At 72.7% G+C, this 16,323-nt stretch carries 14 protein-coding genes and 1 riboswitch; of the genes, 4 read left to right on the forward strand and 10 right to left on the reverse strand.

Annotation, left to right across the window (positions count from 1 at the left end; genetic code table 11):
* Nucleotides 1-7 precede the first annotated feature (7 nt).
* The 4 genes from AB0K80_RS27065 to AB0K80_RS27080 form a co-directional block, all read right to left on the reverse strand.
* Entirely contained in the window at nucleotides 8-1,297 is a 1,290-nt protein-coding gene (locus AB0K80_RS27065; RefSeq protein WP_365673979.1) for a bifunctional 3,4-dihydroxy-2-butanone-4-phosphate synthase/GTP cyclohydrolase II, read from the reverse strand.
* Nucleotides 1,294-1,935: a nicotinamide mononucleotide transporter family protein gene (locus AB0K80_RS27070; protein WP_365673981.1), complete on the reverse strand. Its 642-nt coding sequence runs from the start codon at nucleotides 1,933-1,935 to the stop codon at nucleotides 1,294-1,296. Before AB0K80_RS27070 ends, AB0K80_RS27065 begins: the two co-directional genes overlap by 4 nt.
* On the reverse strand, nucleotides 1,932-2,534 hold the full coding sequence (locus tag AB0K80_RS27075; protein ID WP_365673983.1) for a riboflavin synthase: 603 nt from the start codon (nucleotides 2,532-2,534) through the stop codon (nucleotides 1,932-1,934). The genes AB0K80_RS27070 and AB0K80_RS27075 overlap by 4 nt, the downstream gene beginning before the upstream one ends.
* A gap of 142 nt (nucleotides 2,535-2,676) precedes the next feature.
* Nucleotides 2,677-2,807: riboswitch (FMN riboswitch) on the reverse strand.
* A gap of 228 nt (nucleotides 2,808-3,035) precedes the next feature.
* Nucleotides 3,036-4,283, reverse strand: coding sequence for an ROK family transcriptional regulator (locus AB0K80_RS27080; protein ID WP_365673984.1), 1,248 nt, complete (start codon nucleotides 4,281-4,283; stop codon nucleotides 3,036-3,038).
* 134 nt (nucleotides 4,284-4,417) lie between these two features.
* On the opposite strand from AB0K80_RS27080, the gene AB0K80_RS27085 reads away from it, so the two are divergent.
* Entirely contained in the window at nucleotides 4,418-5,629 is a 1,212-nt protein-coding gene (locus AB0K80_RS27085) for an MFS transporter (RefSeq protein WP_365673986.1), read from the forward strand.
* 92 nt (nucleotides 5,630-5,721) lie between these two features.
* Nucleotides 5,722-7,113: a solute carrier family 23 protein gene (locus AB0K80_RS27090; protein WP_365673988.1), complete on the forward strand. Its 1,392-nt coding sequence runs from the start codon at nucleotides 5,722-5,724 to the stop codon at nucleotides 7,111-7,113.
* Here the strand turns inward: AB0K80_RS27090 and AB0K80_RS27095 are convergent.
* Entirely contained in the window at nucleotides 7,095-8,237 is a 1,143-nt protein-coding gene (locus AB0K80_RS27095; protein ID WP_365674155.1) for a glycoside hydrolase family 6 protein, read from the reverse strand. The two genes, AB0K80_RS27090 and AB0K80_RS27095, sit on opposite strands and share 19 nt — an antisense overlap.
* Nucleotides 8,238-8,442: 205 nt before the next feature.
* On the opposite strand from AB0K80_RS27095, the gene AB0K80_RS27100 reads away from it, so the two are divergent.
* Both AB0K80_RS27100 and AB0K80_RS27105 read left to right on the forward strand, forming a co-directional pair.
* A complete protein-coding gene (locus AB0K80_RS27100; protein ID WP_365673990.1) occupies nucleotides 8,443-9,138 on the forward strand; it encodes a DUF5995 family protein in 696 nt (231 codons plus the stop codon).
* Nucleotides 9,139-9,239: 101 nt separating this feature from the next.
* Complete coding sequence (locus AB0K80_RS27105; protein WP_365673992.1) at nucleotides 9,240-10,169, forward strand: LLM class F420-dependent oxidoreductase; 930 nt, start codon at nucleotides 9,240-9,242, stop codon at nucleotides 10,167-10,169.
* Here AB0K80_RS27105 and AB0K80_RS27110 read toward each other — a convergent pair.
* From AB0K80_RS27110 to AB0K80_RS27130, 5 genes are all read right to left on the reverse strand, one after another.
* Nucleotides 10,166-11,863 carry an NAD(P)/FAD-dependent oxidoreductase gene (locus AB0K80_RS27110; protein WP_365673993.1) on the reverse strand — a complete coding sequence of 566 codons (1,698 nt, stop codon included), beginning with the start codon at nucleotides 11,861-11,863 and terminating at the stop codon, nucleotides 10,166-10,168. The genes AB0K80_RS27105 and AB0K80_RS27110 overlap by 4 nt on opposite strands.
* 59 nt (nucleotides 11,864-11,922) lie before the next feature.
* Nucleotides 11,923-12,720, reverse strand: a complete 798-nt coding sequence (locus AB0K80_RS27115; protein WP_365673995.1) for a carbon-nitrogen hydrolase family protein — start codon at nucleotides 12,718-12,720, stop codon at nucleotides 11,923-11,925.
* A 194-nt stretch (nucleotides 12,721-12,914) separates the two neighbouring features.
* Complete coding sequence (locus AB0K80_RS27120) at nucleotides 12,915-14,111, reverse strand: MFS transporter (RefSeq protein WP_365673996.1); 1,197 nt, start codon at nucleotides 14,109-14,111, stop codon at nucleotides 12,915-12,917.
* 138 nt (nucleotides 14,112-14,249) lie between these two features.
* Nucleotides 14,250-14,702 carry an Lrp/AsnC family transcriptional regulator gene (locus AB0K80_RS27125; protein WP_110626876.1) on the reverse strand — a complete coding sequence of 151 codons (453 nt, stop codon included), beginning with the start codon at nucleotides 14,700-14,702 and terminating at the stop codon, nucleotides 14,250-14,252.
* Nucleotides 14,703-14,712: 10 nt separating this feature from the next.
* Complete coding sequence (locus AB0K80_RS27130) at nucleotides 14,713-16,191, reverse strand: amino acid permease (RefSeq protein ID WP_365673998.1); 1,479 nt, start codon at nucleotides 16,189-16,191, stop codon at nucleotides 14,713-14,715.
* Nucleotides 16,192-16,323: the final 132 nt, after the last annotated feature.

Below are 16,323 nucleotides of genomic sequence, written 5' to 3' on the forward strand. Positions count from 1 at the left end.
GGCTTGCTTACTGGTTGCCGCAGGCGGGCACGGTCGGCGTGTCCAGCCAGGGCAGGTCGTGGCCCATCCGGTCCCGCTTGGTGCGCAGGTAGCGGAGGTTGTGCTCGCCCGCCGTGACGGGCATCGGCACCCGTGCGGTGACCTCGATGCCGTGGCGGGTGAGCGCGTCGGTCTTGTCGGGGTTGTTGGTCATCAGCCGCACGCTGCGCACGCCGAGGTCCCGCAGCATCTGCGCGCCGGCGCCGTAGTCGCGGGCGTCGGCGGGCAGGCCGAGTTCCAGGTTGGCGTCGAGGGTGTCGCGGCCGCGCTCCTGGAGCTCGTAGGCGCGCAGCTTGGACATCAGGCCGATGCCGCGGCCCTCGTGTCCGCGCAGGTAGACCACGACTCCCCGGCCCTCGGCCTGGATGCGGGCGAGGGAGGCGTCGAGCTGGGGTCCGCAGTCGCAGCGGGCGGAGCCGAAGACGTCGCCGGTGAGGCACTCGGAGTGGACGCGGACCAGGACGTCCGCGCCGTCGCCGAGCTCGCCGTGCACCAGGGCGACGTGCTCAACGCCGTCGACGGTGGAGCGGTAGCCGTACGCGGTGAAGGTGCCGTGGGCGGTGGGCAGACGGACCTCGGCCTCGCGGCGGACGGTGGGCTCCGCGCCGCGGCGGTAGGCGATCAGGTCCTCGATGGAGATGATCGTCAGGCCGTGCTTGCGGGCGAACGGGATCAGCTCGGGCAGGCGCAGCATCTCGCCGTCCTCACCGGCGATCTCCACGATCGCGCCGGCCGGGCGCAGGCCCGCGAGCCGGGCGAGGTCCACGGCGGCCTCGGTGTGGCCGTTGCGGGTCAGAACCCCGCCGGGCTTGGCGCGCAGCGGGAAGATGTGCCCGGGGCGGACGAAGTCGGCCGGCTCGGCGGTGCCGCTCGCGAGGAGCTGGAGCGTGGTGGCGCGGTCGGAGGCCGAGATGCCGGTGGTCACGCCGTGCGCGGCGGAGGCGTCCACGGAGACGGTGAAGGCGGTCTTCATCGACTCGGTGTTGTCCTGGACCATCTGCGGGAGCTGGAGCCGCTCGAGTTCCTCGCCCTCCATGGGGGCGCAGATCAGGCCGCGGCACTCGCTCATCATGAAGGCGACGATCTCGGGGGTCGCCTTCTCGGCGGCGATGACCAGGTCGCCCTCGTTCTCCCGGTCCTCGTCGTCGACGACCACGACCGGGCGGCCGGCCGCGATGTCGGCGATGGCCTGCTCGACCGGGTCGAGGGTGAGGTCCTCGAAGGTGTCGGTGCTGTACAGGACAGGTGCCGCGGTCATGCGGGCGCTCCTTCCAGGACGGGCCGCGCGGCCTCGCGGGAGCGCAGCCACCAGTCGCGCAGGCCCCACAGGACGAGCGCGCCGTAGATGACGTAGACGAAGCCGGAGAAGGCGTAGCCGTTGGCGAAGGTGAGGGGCACGCCGACCAGGTCGACGAGCAGCCAGGCGAACCAGAACTCGACCATGCCGCGCGCCTGGGCGTACATGGCGACGATGGTGCCGACGAAGATGTACGCGTCGGGCCAGGGGTCCCAGGACAGCGTCGGGTAGGCCTTGAAGAGCAGGGCGACGGCGACCGTGCCCGCCGCGGCCGCGGCGGCCAGGGCCGCGCGCTCGCGCCAGGTGGCGAACCGTACGGCGATGTGGCCGTCCTGGGCTTGGCCCCTGCCGCGGTTCCACTGCCACCAGCCGTACAGGGCGACGGCCATGACGACCGCCTGCTTGCCGGCGCTGCCGGTCAGGTGCCCGAAGAAGGCCGCGAAGAGGATGAGACCGGCGAGGAACTGCACCGGCCAGGTCCACAGGGACCGCCGCCAGCCGAGGGCGAGGGCGGCCAGGCCGAAGAGGTTGCCGATCATGTCCGACCACAGGATGTGCTGGCCGAACAGGGTGAAGGCCTCGGAGTTGAGCCAGTTCACTGGTTCGCCCCCTGACCGGCCATCAGCCGCTCGACGTACTTGGCGATGACGTCCACCTCGAGGTTGACCGGGTCGCCGGGCTGCTTCACGCCGAGGGTCGTCAGGGCGAGCGTGGTGGGGATGAGGCTGACGGTGAAGTAGTCGGGGCCGGCGTCGACGACGGTGAGGCTGATGCCGTCGACGGTGATCGAGCCCTTCTCGACGACGTACCGGGACAGGTCGGCCGGCAGCGAGATCTTGACGATCTCCCAGTTGTCGGACGGCTTGCGCTCCAGGATCTCGCCGGTGCCGTCGACGTGGCCCTGCACGATGTGCCCGCCGAGGCGTTCGCCCACGGCCATGGGGCGTTCGAGGTTGACGCGCGAGCCGACGGTGAGGGCGCCCAGGCTGGAGCGGTTCAGCGTCTCGGCCATGACGTCGGCGGTGAACTCGTCGCCCTCGTGGTCGACGACGGTGAGGCAGACGCCGTTGACGGCGATGGAGTCGCCGTGCTTCGCGCCCTGGGTGACGACGGGGCCGCGCAGCCGGAAGCGACAGGCGTCGTCGAGGGTCTCGACGGCGGTGACCTCGCCCAGCTCTTCGACGATTCCGGTGAACACTTCCCGGGTCCTCCTGCCTCTTCGGGCACGGACTCCGGGGCTGTCGATGACGACAGAAGTACGGGCGACGACATCGGGGCGACGCCGGACGCGGTTCGCCTCGACGGCGGACCGTACGGCGGCGCGCACGTGTGCTCGCCCGCCGCGCACTGCCTCCCATCCGGACTTTAACCGTCGGTCCAGGAATTTCACCTGGTCAACCGGCCGCTGGAGGCGACCGGGTCGCGGACTGTAACCGCCGGTTCGGACTTTCACCGACCCCGGAGTGCGCTGCTACTGGTACACGGCCAGTGTGCCACGCCTGATGGGCGTCCAGACGGGTGAAGGATGTGGGGTGCCTCACAGAGCGTGCCCCTGGGTTCACAAGGCGGATTCCGTGGTTGGTACGGACCTGTTGACGCAATGGTCTAGTCCTCTTTAGGGTCGGCGCGACCGCGCAGACCGGCCCGGCGGCGGTGACGACGGCCCTTGCCCGCCGTCGGGCCTTCCCCCGCAGACGGGTCAAGGTCCGGGCAGCCCGAACAACTCGTCCTGCGCCTGGTCCCTGGCCGTCAGCAGCGCGCCGCGCAGGACCGCGCCGCCGCCCAGCAGGCTCGGCCGTACCTCGGTGGGCAGGGGGGACATCCGGGCGACGCGCGCCTGCACCCGGTCCGCGAGCACGGCACCGCCGGCCTGCCCGATCTCCCCTCCGAGCACGACACAGCCGGGGTCCAGCACCGCGACGATCGAGGCGACGCCCACGGCGACGCGATCGGCGAGGGCGTCGAGGAAGCCGTGCGCGCGGTCCCCCTCGCCGGGCACCCGCCCGGACCGCTCGACCCCCTCGCCCTCCGGACCCTCGCCCGGTCCCCCGACCACCGCCAGGGCCGCCCGCACCGCCCTCACGGCCGGAGCCTCCTCCGACGCCGCCCCGGGAATCCCGTACTCCCGCGCCAGCTCCTCGACCGCGCCCGCCCCGGCCAGGGAGTGGAACCCCCCTGCGCAGTCCGTGCCCGAGGGCAGCGTTCCCGTCCCCGGCACCGGCAGGAAGCCGATCTCCCCCGTGCCGCCGGACGCCCCCCGGCGCAGGGCCCCGTCGAGGACCACGGCCGCGCCCGTGCCGTGGCCGAGCCAGAGCAGGACGAAGGTGTCCCGGTCCCGGGCGGCGCCTTCGCGCTGTTCCGCCACGGCGGCGAGGTTCGTCTCGTTCTCGACGCTGACGCGGGTCTCGGGGAGCCGTTCCTGGAGGGCGGCCACCAGGCGGCGGTGCCACTGCGGCAGCCCGGTGGTGCCGCGCAGTTCACCGGTGGCCGGGTCGATCAGGCCCGGCGCTCCGATGCCGACGGTGTGCAGCCGGTCGGCGCCCGCCTCCTTCACCGCCCGCTCGACCAGGGCCACCGCCTGCTCCACGGCGGGACCCGTCGCGGTGGCTCCGTCGATGGGGACCGAGGCCTCGGCGAGCACCCGGCCGACGAGGTCGGAGACCAGTACGGAGACGCCCTCGGTCCGCACGTCCAGCGCGGCCAGATGGGCGCGGCCGGTGACGATGCCGTACAGCCGGGCGTTGGGGCCGCGCCGTTGCTCGCCCGCCTCCCCGACGACCTCGATCAGCCCGGCGGCGGTGAGGCGTTCGACGAGGTCGGCGACGGTCGGCCGGGACAGGCCGGTCAGCTGCTTCAACTGCCCTGCCGTCAACGGACCCTCCTGCTGCAGCAGACGCAGGGCGAGCCGGTCGTTGATGGCCCGGGCGGTGCTCGGGGATGCGGGCATGCCGGGATCCTTCCAGATCGGCAGGTGCCGTAGGGCGTCTATCTATCAGGCAGGGACCCTGATAGTTTACGGCGGGCGCGGAGCGGGAGACCTTCGCGCGCGGCGGGGAACACACCACCGGGAGGGGCCCGAGAATGAGTGCAGTGGTCTACGACCAGCGTCAGGTGCGGCGCGCCCGGTACGCCGTGGCGGCCGTCTTCGCCGTGCACGGCGCCGTCACCGGCTCCTTCGCGACCCGGGTGCCCTGGATCCAGGACCACGCGGGGGTGAGCGCCGGGCAGCTCGGGCTCGCGCTGGCCTTCCCCGCGCTCGGCGCGTCCGTCGCCATGCCGCTGGCCGGGAGCATCAGTCACCGCTTCGGCGCCCGCAACGCCCTGCGCGGCCTGATCGCCCTGTGGACGCTGTCGCTGGTCCTGCCCTCCCTCGCGCCGAACCTGCTCACGCTGTGCCTGGCCCTGTTCACCTACGGCGCCACGGCCGGCATGGCGGACGTGGCGATGAACGCGCTGGGCGTGGACGTGGAGGACCGTCTCGGCCGGTCGATCATGTCCGGGCTGCACGGCATGTGGAGCGCGGGCGCGCTGGCCGGCTCCGCGGCGGGCACGCTCGCCGCGCACCTGGGGTCCGACGCCCGGCTGCATCACGCGCTGGCCGCCGCCGTCCTCACCGCCCTCGGCGTCCTGGCCTGCCGCTGGGTGCTGGACCTGCAGCCCGCTCAGGACGAGGAGCCCCCGCCGCGCTTCGCGCTGCCGCCGCGCTCGGCGCTGCTCATCGGCGCGATCGGGTTCTGCGCGGTGTTCGCGGAGGGGGCGAGCCTGGACTGGTCCGCGGTCTACCTGCGCGACCGGCTGGAGACCTCGGCCGGTCTGGCCGCCGCCTGCACGACGGGCTTCACGCTCACCATGGCCCTGGCCCGGATCGCCGGGGACAGGGTGGTGGACCGGTTCGGGGCGGTGCGCACGGTCCGCGCGAGCGGTGTCCTCGCCGTGCTCGGCGGGCTGCTGATCGTCCTCGCCTCGCATCCGGCGGCGGCGATGGCCGGGTTCGCGCTGATGGGCCTCGGCATCGCGGTCGTCGTGCCGCTGTGCTTCGCCGCGGCCGGCCGCAGCGGCTCCAACCCGTCGCTGGCCATCGCGGGCGTCGCGACCATCACGTACACCTCCGGCCTGGTCGCGCCGAGCGCGATCGGCATGCTGGCCCAGGCCACCAGCCTGATGGTGTCGTTCTGCCTGGTCACGGTGCTGGCGGGCGGACTCGCGGCGTTCGCGGGGGTGTTGCGCCCCGGCGACCGCGAACGGGCGAGGACCGGCGGCCGGGACACGGCGGTTCCCGACCCCCGGCCCTGACCCGCGCCCCGGCGGGCAGGTGTGCGCAGCGCGTTGTGCGACCCCTGACAATGGTCCGGACACAGCCGCCCGCACGAAGGAATCGACACCCCATGGATCTCGGCGTCCGCTGGACACTGCACGGCGACGGACGCACCCCGGCGCCCGGCGCGGTGGTCCGCCCCGACGAACGGCTCTCCTGGCCCCGCACCGCGGGGCTCGGCGCACAGCACGTGGTGGCCATGTTCGGCGCGTCCTTCGTGGCGCCCGTTCTGATGGGTCTCGACCCGAACCTGGCCATCATGATGTCCGGTGTCGCGACCGTCGTCTTCCTCCTGGCGACCCGCGGCCGGGTGCCCAGCTACCTGGGCTGTTCGCTCTCGTTCGTGGGGGTCGCCGCGGTGATCCGCGCCCAGGGCGGCACCAGCGCCACCGTCACCGGCGCCGTCTTCGCCGTCGCTGTCGCGCTGTTCCTGATCGGGCTCGCGGTGCAGCGCTTCGGGGCGCGGATCATCCACGCCGTGATGCCGCCGATCGTGACCGGCGCGGTGGTGATGCTGATCGGCTTCAACCTGGCGCCGGTGACGGCCTCGACGTACTGGCCGCAGGACCAGTGGACGGCCCTGCTGGTGATGCTGTGCACCGGGCTGGCCGTGGTGTGCCTGCGCGGTTTCTGGTCCCGGATCGCGATCTTCCTGGGGCTGGTCTTCGGGTACGGCATCTCCTGGGTCTTCGACCGGGTGTTCGGGAAGATTCACTCGGCGGACGCGAGCGGCAAGGTCACCGACCACTGGCGGCTCGACCTGTCCGGCGTGGCCGAGGCCGACTGGATCGGCCTGCCCCATCTGCACGCGCCGTCCTTCCAGTGGTCGGCCGTCCTGGTCGCGCTGCCGGTCGTCATCGCCCTGGTCGCGGAGAACGCCGGGCACGTCAAGGCGGTCGGCGAGATGACCGGCGAACCGGTGGACGACAGGCTGGGCACCGCGATCTCGGCGGACGGCGTCGGCTCGATGCTGTCCACGGCGGTCGGCGGCCCGCCCACCACCACGTACTCCGAGAACATCGGCGTGATGGCCGCGACCCGCGTCTACTCCACGGCCGCCTACTGGGCCGCCGCCGGTTTCGCCCTGCTGTTCGGCCTGTGCCCGAAGTTCGGCGCGGTCGTCGCCGCGATCCCGGGCGGGGTGCTCGGCGGCATCACCGTCATCCTGTACGGCATGATCGGCCTGCTCGGCGCCCAGATCTGGCTCAACGCCGGGGTGGACCTGCGCAATCCGCTCAACCTCGTCCCGGCCGCCGCGGGCATCATCATCGGCGTCGGCAACGTCACCATGAAGTTCACCGGCACCTTCGAGCTCAGCGGCATCGCGCTGGGCACCCTGGTCGTCATCACCGGCTACCACGCGCTGCGCGCCTTCGCGCCCGCCCACCTCAAGACGCAGCAGCCGCTGCTCGACGAGGGCACCAGCTCGTACGACCAGGCCGCTCAGCGCGCCAAGTCGTAGGCGTACGACGGGCTGAAGGTGCCCGGCGTGCCCTTGCAGCCGTCCGACTCCCCCGGCAGCTTGACCCACAGGTAGGCGTCGATGCGGGCCTCGCCGGTGGCCAGGGTCGGGGTGCGGCCCAGGGTGCGGCCCGCCGGGTCGCACCAGGTGCCGTCGGGCGGGGCGCCGTTGCCGTTGCGGCTGGTGTCGATGACCGCGCCCAGGGCCGGCGGGCCGCCGAGGGCGTCGAGGACCTGGCGGTCGTAGGCGATCTCCTCCTCGGTGGTGCGGAAGTTGGAGACGTTGCTGAAGATCCCGTCGGAGGAGTCGGGCGAGGCGGCCCCGGCCTGCCGCAGCCACGCCGCCTGCTTCCCGGGCGGGTTCCAGCCCGAGTGGCCCGCGTCGTAGTAGACCCGGGCCCTGGGGTCGGCGTCCTTCAGCACGCGCCCCGCCCGGGCCAGCGAGGCGAAGCGGTCGGCGCGCTGCCCCGCGGACAGGCACCCGGACTGGGCGACCGAGTCCGGCTCCAGGACGACGATGACCTCGCCGGAGCCCAGCCCGGCCGCGAACCGGTCGATCCACGCGTCGTACGCGTCCAGTCCGGGCGCCCCGCCCCGGGAGTGGCCGCCGCAGTCGCGGCCGGGAACGGCGTACGGCACGAGGACGGGCACCCGGCCCCGCGCGGCCGCGCCTGAGGTGACCGCGCGCACCCGGTCCGTGATGGTCGCGGGGGTGAAGTCGGCGAACCAGACCGCGGCCGGCTGGTCGGCGATCCGGGACTGGATGACCGCCCGGCGCGGGTCGCCGGGGTTGGCCCGGAGCCAGGTCAGGACGTGGGAGTCCGGGTGCCGGTAGAGCCGGGCCGCCGCCGTCCGCCGCTGCGTCTTGTGCACCGTCCTCGTCGAAGAAGGCGTCGCACTCGCCGCTTTCCTCCGCGAAGTGGGCGCGGGCGGAGTGGGCGCAGGCGATGCGGACGTGGTGGCCGGCGGGGACGGTGACGGCGACGGAATCCGGGGCAGCGGCTCCAGGCGGGGCGACGCGGTCACCTCGGTCCTGGCCTCCTCAGCGCCACCCCGGTCGTCCCAGGCCGACAGCACGCCGCTCGCGGCGCCCACCGCGACCACCACCGAGGCCGCCGCGACCATCACGGTCCGCCGGACGGCGCGCCTGCGCGCGGCCCGGCGGGCGGCCAGCCGCTGGACACGTCGGCCTGCCACGCTGCTGCTCCCCCCTGTGCTGCGGCCGCGCCCCCACGGCTCGCGCTCCCCCACGGCGGGCGCGTTCCCCCATTCCGGGGAAGCGTCCGGCCCGCCGCCACTCCCGCCAGCCTAGAGCTGCGACCCTGCCCCCATGCCGCGATGCGAACAACTCACCCCTGCCGTCCACACCGTGGACGCGGTCATCTCCCGCATGCGCGCCCTGGACGCCGCCCTGCCCGCCCGGGACGGGGTGGCGGTGTTCAACCGCGTCTACCTCGCCGTCACCGAGGCCGTGGACCGGTGCGTCGACACCGGCGGTTTCACGGACCCGCGGGCCGCGATCACGCTGGACGTGCGGTTCGCCGAGCGTTATCTGTCCGCCGTCGACGCGGCGGCCGGCGAGGGGCGGCCACCGGCGTGCTGGCGGCCACTGTTCCAGCTCCGCCGCCATCCCGGCGTACGCCCGTTGCAGTTCGCCCTGGCGGGCATCAACGCGCACATCGGCCACGACCTCGCGCTCGCCGTCGTGGACACCTGCCGTACCCTCGGCTGCGAACCGGCCTGCCTGGAGGACGAGTTCGACCGCGTGGGCGATCTCCTCGTGTCACTGGAGGAGCGCGTCCGCGAAGAGCTGATGCCGGGGCCCGACGTCCTCCAGATCGCCGACCCGCTGACGCATCTGCTGGGCGCGTGGAGCCTGGAGCGCGCCCGGGACGCCGCGTGGACGGCCGCCCGCGCGCTGTGGGCGCTGCGCCGGCTGCCGGACGTGGCCGAGGAGTTCACCGAACGGCTGGACGCGGCCGTGGGCCTCGCCGGACGCATGCTGCTCACGCCACTACCGAACTGATCCGGCCACTCCCGCACCCCGCCGACCCGGTCCTCCCCTGAACTCCCCTGTGGCCGTTGTACGTTCAACCGGACAGCACCTGAAGCAGAGGAGCACAGGGCATGGCGACACGGCTCGGACTCAGCCTTCCGCAGAACCGGCAGTACGACCTCGGGCGTGATGTGCCCGACGTGGCGCGCTTCGCCGAGGAGACCGGTTACGAGAGCCTGTGGGTGTACGAGCGGGCCCTGTTCCCGGAGCCCGCCACCCAGGGCCTGTACGGGATCGAGGGCCTGCCCTGGCCGGACGCCTACCGGGGCGTGGCCGACCCGCTGGTCACCCTCACCCTGGCCGCGGCGGCCACCGAGCGGGCCCGGCTGGGCACCAGCGTGCTGGTGGCCCCGCTGCACGTGCCGTTCCAGCTCGCGAAGTCGCTGGCCACGCTGGACGCGGCGAGCGGCGGCCGGGTGGTGGCCGGGTTCGGCACGGGCTGGTCCCTCGACGAGTACGCGGCGGCGTCGGTCCGGCCGTTCGAGGAGCGCGGTCAGGTGCTGGACGAGCTGATCGAGGTCTGCCGCGCGGTGTGGGGCCCCGACCCGGTGTCGTACGAGGGCCGGCTGACGAAGATCGCCTCGGCCGTGGTCGGCCCGAAGCCGGCCCGGCCGATCCCGATCCTGCTGGCCGCGAGCAGCCCGAAGGCGCGGCGCCGCCTGGTCGATCACGCCGACGGCTGGATGCCGGTCGGCATGGGCGCCGAGACGATCGCCGCGCAGTGGCGGGAGCTGCAGGACCTGGCCGCCGAACGCGGCCGCACCGAGCCGATCCGGACGGTCCTGCGGGTCAACCCCGAGTACACGGCCGGCACGTACGACGGCGCGGACCGCCGGCCGTTCCAGGGCAGCGTCGACCAGATCGTGGAGGACCTGGTCACGCACGCCCAGATCGGCCTGGAGGAGATCCTGCTCGACCTCCAGGGCACCGTGCGGGACGCCCAGGAGCTGAAGGACGTCGCCGCGCAGGTGTACGAGAAGGCGCGGGCGGCCGGGGTCTAGTCCTCGGGCAGCTCGATGGGCGCGATCTCGTCGTAGACGTCACCCGGGCCCGGGTTGGACGGGTCGGTCGTGCCGCCGAGGTGGTGCATGACGCCCCAGACCGCGTTCAGCGCGGTCTGGACGGCGCCCTCGGCCCAGCCCGCCGTCCAGGAGATGTCGTCGCCGGCGAGGAAGATGCCCCGCTTGTCCTCGGGCAGCCGGTCCTGCATGAAGTGCGTGAACAGGCGCCGCTGGTAGCGGTAGTGGCCCGGCAGGTTGGCCTTGAACGCGCCCATGAAGTAGGGCTCGTTCTCCCAGGAGACGGTCACCGGGCTGCCGATGATGTGCTTCCTGATGTCGACCTTGGGGTAGATCTCGCCGAGCGACTTCAGCATGACCTCCATCCGCTCCTGCGCGGACAGCGGCAGCCACTTCAGGCTGTCGTCGCACCAGGTGTAGGACAGGCAGATCACGGCGGGCCGGTCCGGCCCGTTGTCCAGCAAGTAGGTGCCGCGGGTCATGCGGTCGGTGAGGGTCATCGACATGACGTCCCGGCCGGTCTCCTCGTCCTTGTCCAGCCAGAAGGGCCGGTCGACGGGCACGAAGAGCTTGCTGGACTCCATGTAGTGGGTGCGCTCGATCGCGGTCCAGTGGTCGATCGGGAAGAGCGAGTCGTCGCAGTCGATCTTCGACAGCAGCATCCAGGACTGGGCGGTGAAGACGGCCGCCTTGTACGTGCGGATGTCGCCGTTCGCGTCCGTCACGGTGATGCGGTTGCCCGCGGTGCGGTGCAGCCGGGTGACGGCCGGGCGGGGCTCGCCGTTGACGTGCAGGGACTTCAGCGAGGTCCCGTACGGCCAGTGCACGATCTTCTCCGGCTCGCGCTCCCAGAGCCGCAGCGGCAGCTGCTGGGAGCCGCCGACGATGCCGCGGTGGTGGTCGTCGGCCTCGGTGTAGACGACCCGCAGGATCTCCAGGATGGAGTTGGGGAAGTCGGTGTCCCAGCCGCCGGTGCCGAAGCCGACCTGGCCGAAGATCTCGCGGTGCCGGAAGGACTTGAAGGCCTCCGAGTCGCAGAGGAAGCCGTAGAAGGTCTGGTTGTCGAGCTTCTCGACGAGCCGGGACCAGATCTCGCGGATGCGCGGGACGTCCCGCTCGCGCATGGCGCGGTTCATGTCGGAGAAGTCGGCGCCCTCTTCCAGGCACCGGTTCCAGGCGTTCGCCACGTCCCGGTAGACCTGCGGCAGGTCGTCGAGGGTCTCGGCGTAGTGGGTCTCGCCCTTGAGGTCGATCACCGTCGACGGCGTCGCCTCCGCCAGCGGGTTGGGGAACGGCCGGGTCTCCAGGCCCACGAGGTCGATGTAGTGCTGCAGCGCCGTCGAGGACGGCGGGAAGCGCATCGCACCCATCTCGGCGGTCAGCGACGGGTCGCAGCCCTCGAAGCCGACGGTGCGCAGCCGTCCGCCGATCTGGTCGGCCTCGTACACGACGGGCTTGAGGCCCATCTTCATCAGCTCGTACGCGGCGACGATGCCGGACAGCCCGCCGCCGATGATCGCCACCTCGGTGCCGTGCTCGGTCGCGGGGACCTGCCCGAGACCCGCCGGGTGGGCGAGGAAGTCGTCGTACGCGTACGGGAAGTCCGGGCCGAACATGGTGATCGGCGGCTGCTGCTCGTCTGCGTGCTCGACGGCGTTGGGCACCGTGGACGTCATGGGGTACGGACTCCTTGCACGAAAGCTGGTGAGGGGGACGCTCTTTCCGGCCCTGTTGGTCAGGTCAGTGACCCGTACAGGCCGGGGCGCCGGTCCTTGAGGTACGGGTTGTTCTCGCGCGAGGCGGCGAGGAGGACCGGGTCGACGTCGGCGAGGACGAGTTCCTCGCCGCGCCCGGCCCGGGTGCGGGCGACGCCGTCGGGCCCGGCGAGGGTGGACAGCCCCACGAACTCGAACTCGCCCTCGGCGCCGACCCGGTTGACGTACGCGACGTACATCTGGTTCTCGAAGGCCCGCACCGGCACCAGGGACTCGGCGACGAACTGGAACGGGTGCATCTGCGCGGTCGGCACGAGCAGGAGGTCCGTGCCGGCCAGGGCGTGGGCGCGGACGTTCTCCGGGAACTCCACGTCGTAGCAGATCATGAGCCCGACGCGCAGGCCGTCCAGCTCCGCCTGCACCACCGGCTGCTCGCCCGGCGTGAAGTGGTCGCGTTCGAAGCAGCCGAAGAGGTGCGTCTTGCGGTAGTTCGCGAGCCGGGTGCCGTCGGCGGAGATCAGCTGGGCGGAGTTGTAGATGGTCTCCCCCGTGTCGCCGGCGCGCTCCGGGTAGCCGTAGGCGATCGCGACGCCGTGCCGGGTGGCCGTCTCGGCGATGGCGTCGGCCGAGTCGCCGTCCGCCGGCTCGGCGAGCCGGGCGATGTCGTCGCCGATCGCGTACCCGGTGAGGAACATCTCCGGCGCGACGAGGAGCCCGGCGCCCGCGGCGGCGGCACGGCCCGCGGCCTCGTCGAGGACCTTGAGGTTCTCGACGACCGAGCCGGGCCGTCCGGAGCTCTGGAGCAGGGCGGTGCGCATGCGTGTTCCTCACCGGTACGCGGGGGTTGGGGGGGCCAGATAGACGGTACGGTCGGCCGGCTCGGGCGGACAAGGAGCAGCCGTTGCGCGCCCATGAGCGGATCATTGCGTCCGTCCGGGCTCGCGCGTCGATTCGTTGCACGGCCCCCGGGGGAGGCCCGGCCCGAGGCCCGGGCCTGCTCGAACCGGCGACGTCACGGCCGTGCCCTGGCGGCGCGCGCCCGGGCCGTCAGCAGCAGGGCCGTCACCAGGTACGGCGTCGCCAGCCAGGCGAACGCGGTGCCGTGGGTGGTCGCCGAGCCGATCAGTCCGTACGCGCCGTACACGACGAGCGTGGCCAGACTGGTGCCCAGGCCCGCGACCGAGGTCAGGGTCGCCCGGCCCGACTCGTCGAGGCGGTGCTGGAGCCGGGCGTCGGCCAGCACGGTCGCCAGCTGGAAGCCGGCGAAGGACAGCGCGACGAGCAGAAGGCCGGCCGGGGTGCCCGCCGCCGCGCCCGCGGCCAGGGCCAGCGCCGAACCGCCGAGCAGAGCGGCCAGACGGGTCGTGCCCAGGCGTTCGGCCGGACCGGCGAGCAGGCCGCCGGCCGTGGCGCCGGCCCAGACCAGCAGGAGCACGTAGGGGACCTTGTCGTCCGGTACGCCGGTCTCCCGGGTCAGCAGTGGGGTGTACTCGTCGAGCGTGCCCCACACGGCGGTGACGGCCGGGACGAGCAGCAGGGCGCCGAGCACCGCACGGTCCGCGCGGGCCCGGGCGAGCCCGGCCCGCAGGGTCGCCGCCCAGCCCTCGCTCCCGGCCCGCGCGGCGCGGTGCTCCGGCAGGCGGGCCGCCGTCGCCGAGGCCAGCAGGCAGGCCAGCACGCTCAGCGCGCCCACCGCCGGGTAGCCGCCGAGCGCGAGCACGGGACCGGCGAGTCCCATCGCCGCCACCACGGCCAGCAGACCCGCCGCCCGGGCCCGGCCCATGATCCGGGCGTAGTGGCCGGCGGCGCCGAGCCGGTCCAGTTCGTCGTACACCAGCGCCTCGAGCGCGCCGGAGCCCAGCGCCTCGCCGATGCCCCACAGCACGAAGCCGAGGGCGAAGGTCCCGTACGACGGGGCCAGCACCCACAGGGCGAAGCCGGTGGCGGTGAGCAGCGGGCCGAGCCACAGCAGCAGCCGCCGGGAGACGGCATCGGCCCAGGCGCCGGAGGGGACCTCCACGACCAGGCCGGTCACCGACCACAGGGCGAAGAGGGAGGAGATCTGCCAGACGGACAGACCGGTGTCGGCGAAGAGCAGCGCGTACACCGGGTAGAGCAGGATCAGGTCGCGGAGGAACGCGTGCCCGTACAGCGTGGCCGTCAGCCGCCGGACACCGGCAGCGGGCACACGCGGGGGTGAGAGTGTCATGAGGCCTTCCCGCAGGGACGAATCGGACACCGGAGGTACGGCGTCCGAGGCGGCCCTCGGGAGGCACGGCTGCGGGATCAATGTCGCCAGGTCATGGCACCGATGCTAGACCCGCCGGGCAGGCGACCGCCCGGGGTTTTATGTGGGCGACCCCGACGAGAAGCGCCGCAGCAGCGGCGAGAGCACGAGCACGGACTTGGTGCGCTCGACGAAGGGTTCCCCGGCGATGCGTTCCAGGACCCGCTCGAAGTGCCGCATGTCGGCGGCGAAGACCTGGGCGATCGCGTCCGCGTCCCCGGTGACGGTGGACGCGGCCACGACCTCCTGGTACCGCTCCAGCCCTCGCTGGATGGTCTCCGGCGAGGTGTTGCGGCGGCAGTAGATCTCGACGAACCCCTCGGTCTCCCAGCCGAGCGCCGCCGGGTCGACCCGGACGGTGAAGCCGGTGATGGCTCCGGTGGCCCGCAGCCGGTCCACGCGCCGCTTCACGGCGGGCGCGGACAGGCCGACGAGCTGCCCGATGTCCGCGTAGGAGCGGCGGGCGTCCTCGGCGAGGGCGTGCACGATGCGTTCGTCGAGATCGTTCAGCACTGTGGGTCGGTCACTTCTCAGCTGGTGCGAGCGGCGTTGCGAGTCTGGAACGGCGATGGCCGTACAGGAAGTAGAACACGAGACCGGCCGCCATCCAGCACCCGAAGACCACCCAGGTCACACTGTCGAGGCTGGCCATGTTGTACGCGCAGAACAGGAAGCCCAGCACCGGCAGCACCGGCCCGAAGGGCACCTTGAAGGTGCGCTCCAGCTCCGGCCGCTTGTAACGGAGCACGATCACCGCGATGTTGACCAGGGCGAAGGCGAACAGCGTGCCGATGCTGGTGGCGTCGACGAGCTTGCCGAGCGGGATGAGCGCGGCGAGCACCCCGCAGAACACGGACACGATCACCGTGTTGAGCCGGGGAGCGCCGGTCTTGTGGTGGACCTTGCCGAGCGCCTTGGGCACCAGGCCGTCGCGGGACATCGCGAAGAGGATGCGGGTCTGGCCGTACAGCACGGTCAGCACCACGCTGGCGATGGAGATGACGGCGCCGAGCGCGAGCAGGGTGCCCCAGAACGTCTGGCCGCTGACGTCGTTCATGATCGCGGCGAGGGAGGCCTCGGAGCCCTCGAACTTCGTCCAGGGCCAGGCGCCGACGGCGACACCCGCGACGAGCACGTACAGCGCCGTCACGATGATCAGCGACAGCATGATCGCCCGCGGCAGGTCCTTCTTGGGGTCCTTGGCCTCCTCGCCGGCCGTGGAGGCGGCGTCGAAGCCGATGTAGGAGAAGAACAGCGTGGCGCCGGCGGCGCTGACCCCGGCCATGCCGAGCGGCATGAAGTCGGCGTAGTTGCCGGACTTGAAGCCCGTGAAGCCGACCGCGCAGAACAGCACCAGTGCGGCGATCTTCACGGCGACCATGATCGTGTTGGCGCGGGCGGACTCCCGGACACCGCCGAGCAGGAACACCATCGCCAGCAGCACGACGATCAGGGCGGGCAGGTCGATGACGCCGCCCTCGCCGGGGGCCGAGGACAGCACGGCGGGGATGGTGACACCGATCGTGCCGTTCAGGAGTTCGTTGAGGTACTCGCCCCAGCCGACGGCGACGGCGGCCACCGACACGCCGTACTCCAGCACCAGACACCAGCCGCACACCCAGGCGACGAGTTCGCCCATCGTTGCGTACGCATACGAGTAGGACGACCCGGCGACCGGGATGCTGCCGGCCAGCTCGGCGTAGGACAGGGCCGAGAACAGGGCCGTCAGGCCGGCGATCACAAAGGCCAGGGTGACCGCCGGGCCGGCCTCGGGGACGGCGTCGCCGAGGACCACGAAGATGCCGGTGCCCAGCGTGGCACCGATGCTGATCATGGTGAGCTGCCACAGCCCCAGAGAACGCCTCAGGCTGCCTCCCTCACCCTGGCCGCCCTCCGCCACCAGGTGTTCCACGGGCTTGCGGCGCATCAGCCGGGCGCCGAGGCCGGGAGTGGTCCGTCCTGTCTGGGTGCTTCTCTGCGGGGGTGCGCCTTGGTCGAGCACGCGCGGCTCCTTCGTCGCTGCCGATCAGGGGCGGCGGGGACCGGCGGCGACCCGGCGGAAGCCGGGACCCACCGAGCGGGGTCCCCGCCACGCCACGTACGAGGCGACAGCCTACGAGGCAGAGCGTCGCGC

It is taken from the genome of Streptomyces sp. NPDC052682 (assembly GCF_040678435.1).
GTDB lineage: Bacteria > Actinomycetota > Actinomycetes > Streptomycetales > Streptomycetaceae > Streptomyces.

Excerpts from the sequence above, each read along its gene's own strand:
- AB0K80_RS27065 (WP_365673979.1), bottom strand. The coding sequence starts at position 1,297 with ATGACCGCGGCACCTGTCCTGTACAGCACCGACACCTTCGAGGACCTC.
- AB0K80_RS27080 (WP_365673984.1), bottom strand. The coding sequence starts at position 4,283 with ATGCCCGCATCCCCGAGCACCGCCCGGGCCATCAACGACCGGCTCGCC.
- AB0K80_RS27085 (WP_365673986.1), top strand. The coding sequence starts at position 4,418 with ATGAGTGCAGTGGTCTACGACCAGCGTCAGGTGCGGCGCGCCCGGTAC.
- AB0K80_RS27090 (WP_365673988.1), top strand. The coding sequence starts at position 5,722 with ATGGATCTCGGCGTCCGCTGGACACTGCACGGCGACGGACGCACCCCG.
- AB0K80_RS27095 (WP_365674155.1), bottom strand. The coding sequence starts at position 8,237 with ATGGTCGCGGCGGCCTCGGTGGTGGTCGCGGTGGGCGCCGCGAGCGGC.
- AB0K80_RS27100 (WP_365673990.1), top strand. The coding sequence starts at position 8,443 with ATGCCGCGATGCGAACAACTCACCCCTGCCGTCCACACCGTGGACGCG.
- AB0K80_RS27105 (WP_365673992.1), top strand. The coding sequence starts at position 9,240 with ATGGCGACACGGCTCGGACTCAGCCTTCCGCAGAACCGGCAGTACGAC.
- AB0K80_RS27110 (WP_365673993.1), bottom strand. The coding sequence starts at position 11,863 with ATGACGTCCACGGTGCCCAACGCCGTCGAGCACGCAGACGAGCAGCAG.
- AB0K80_RS27115 (WP_365673995.1), bottom strand. The coding sequence starts at position 12,720 with ATGCGCACCGCCCTGCTCCAGAGCTCCGGACGGCCCGGCTCGGTCGTC.
- AB0K80_RS27120 (WP_365673996.1), bottom strand. The coding sequence starts at position 14,111 with ATGACACTCTCACCCCCGCGTGTGCCCGCTGCCGGTGTCCGGCGGCTG.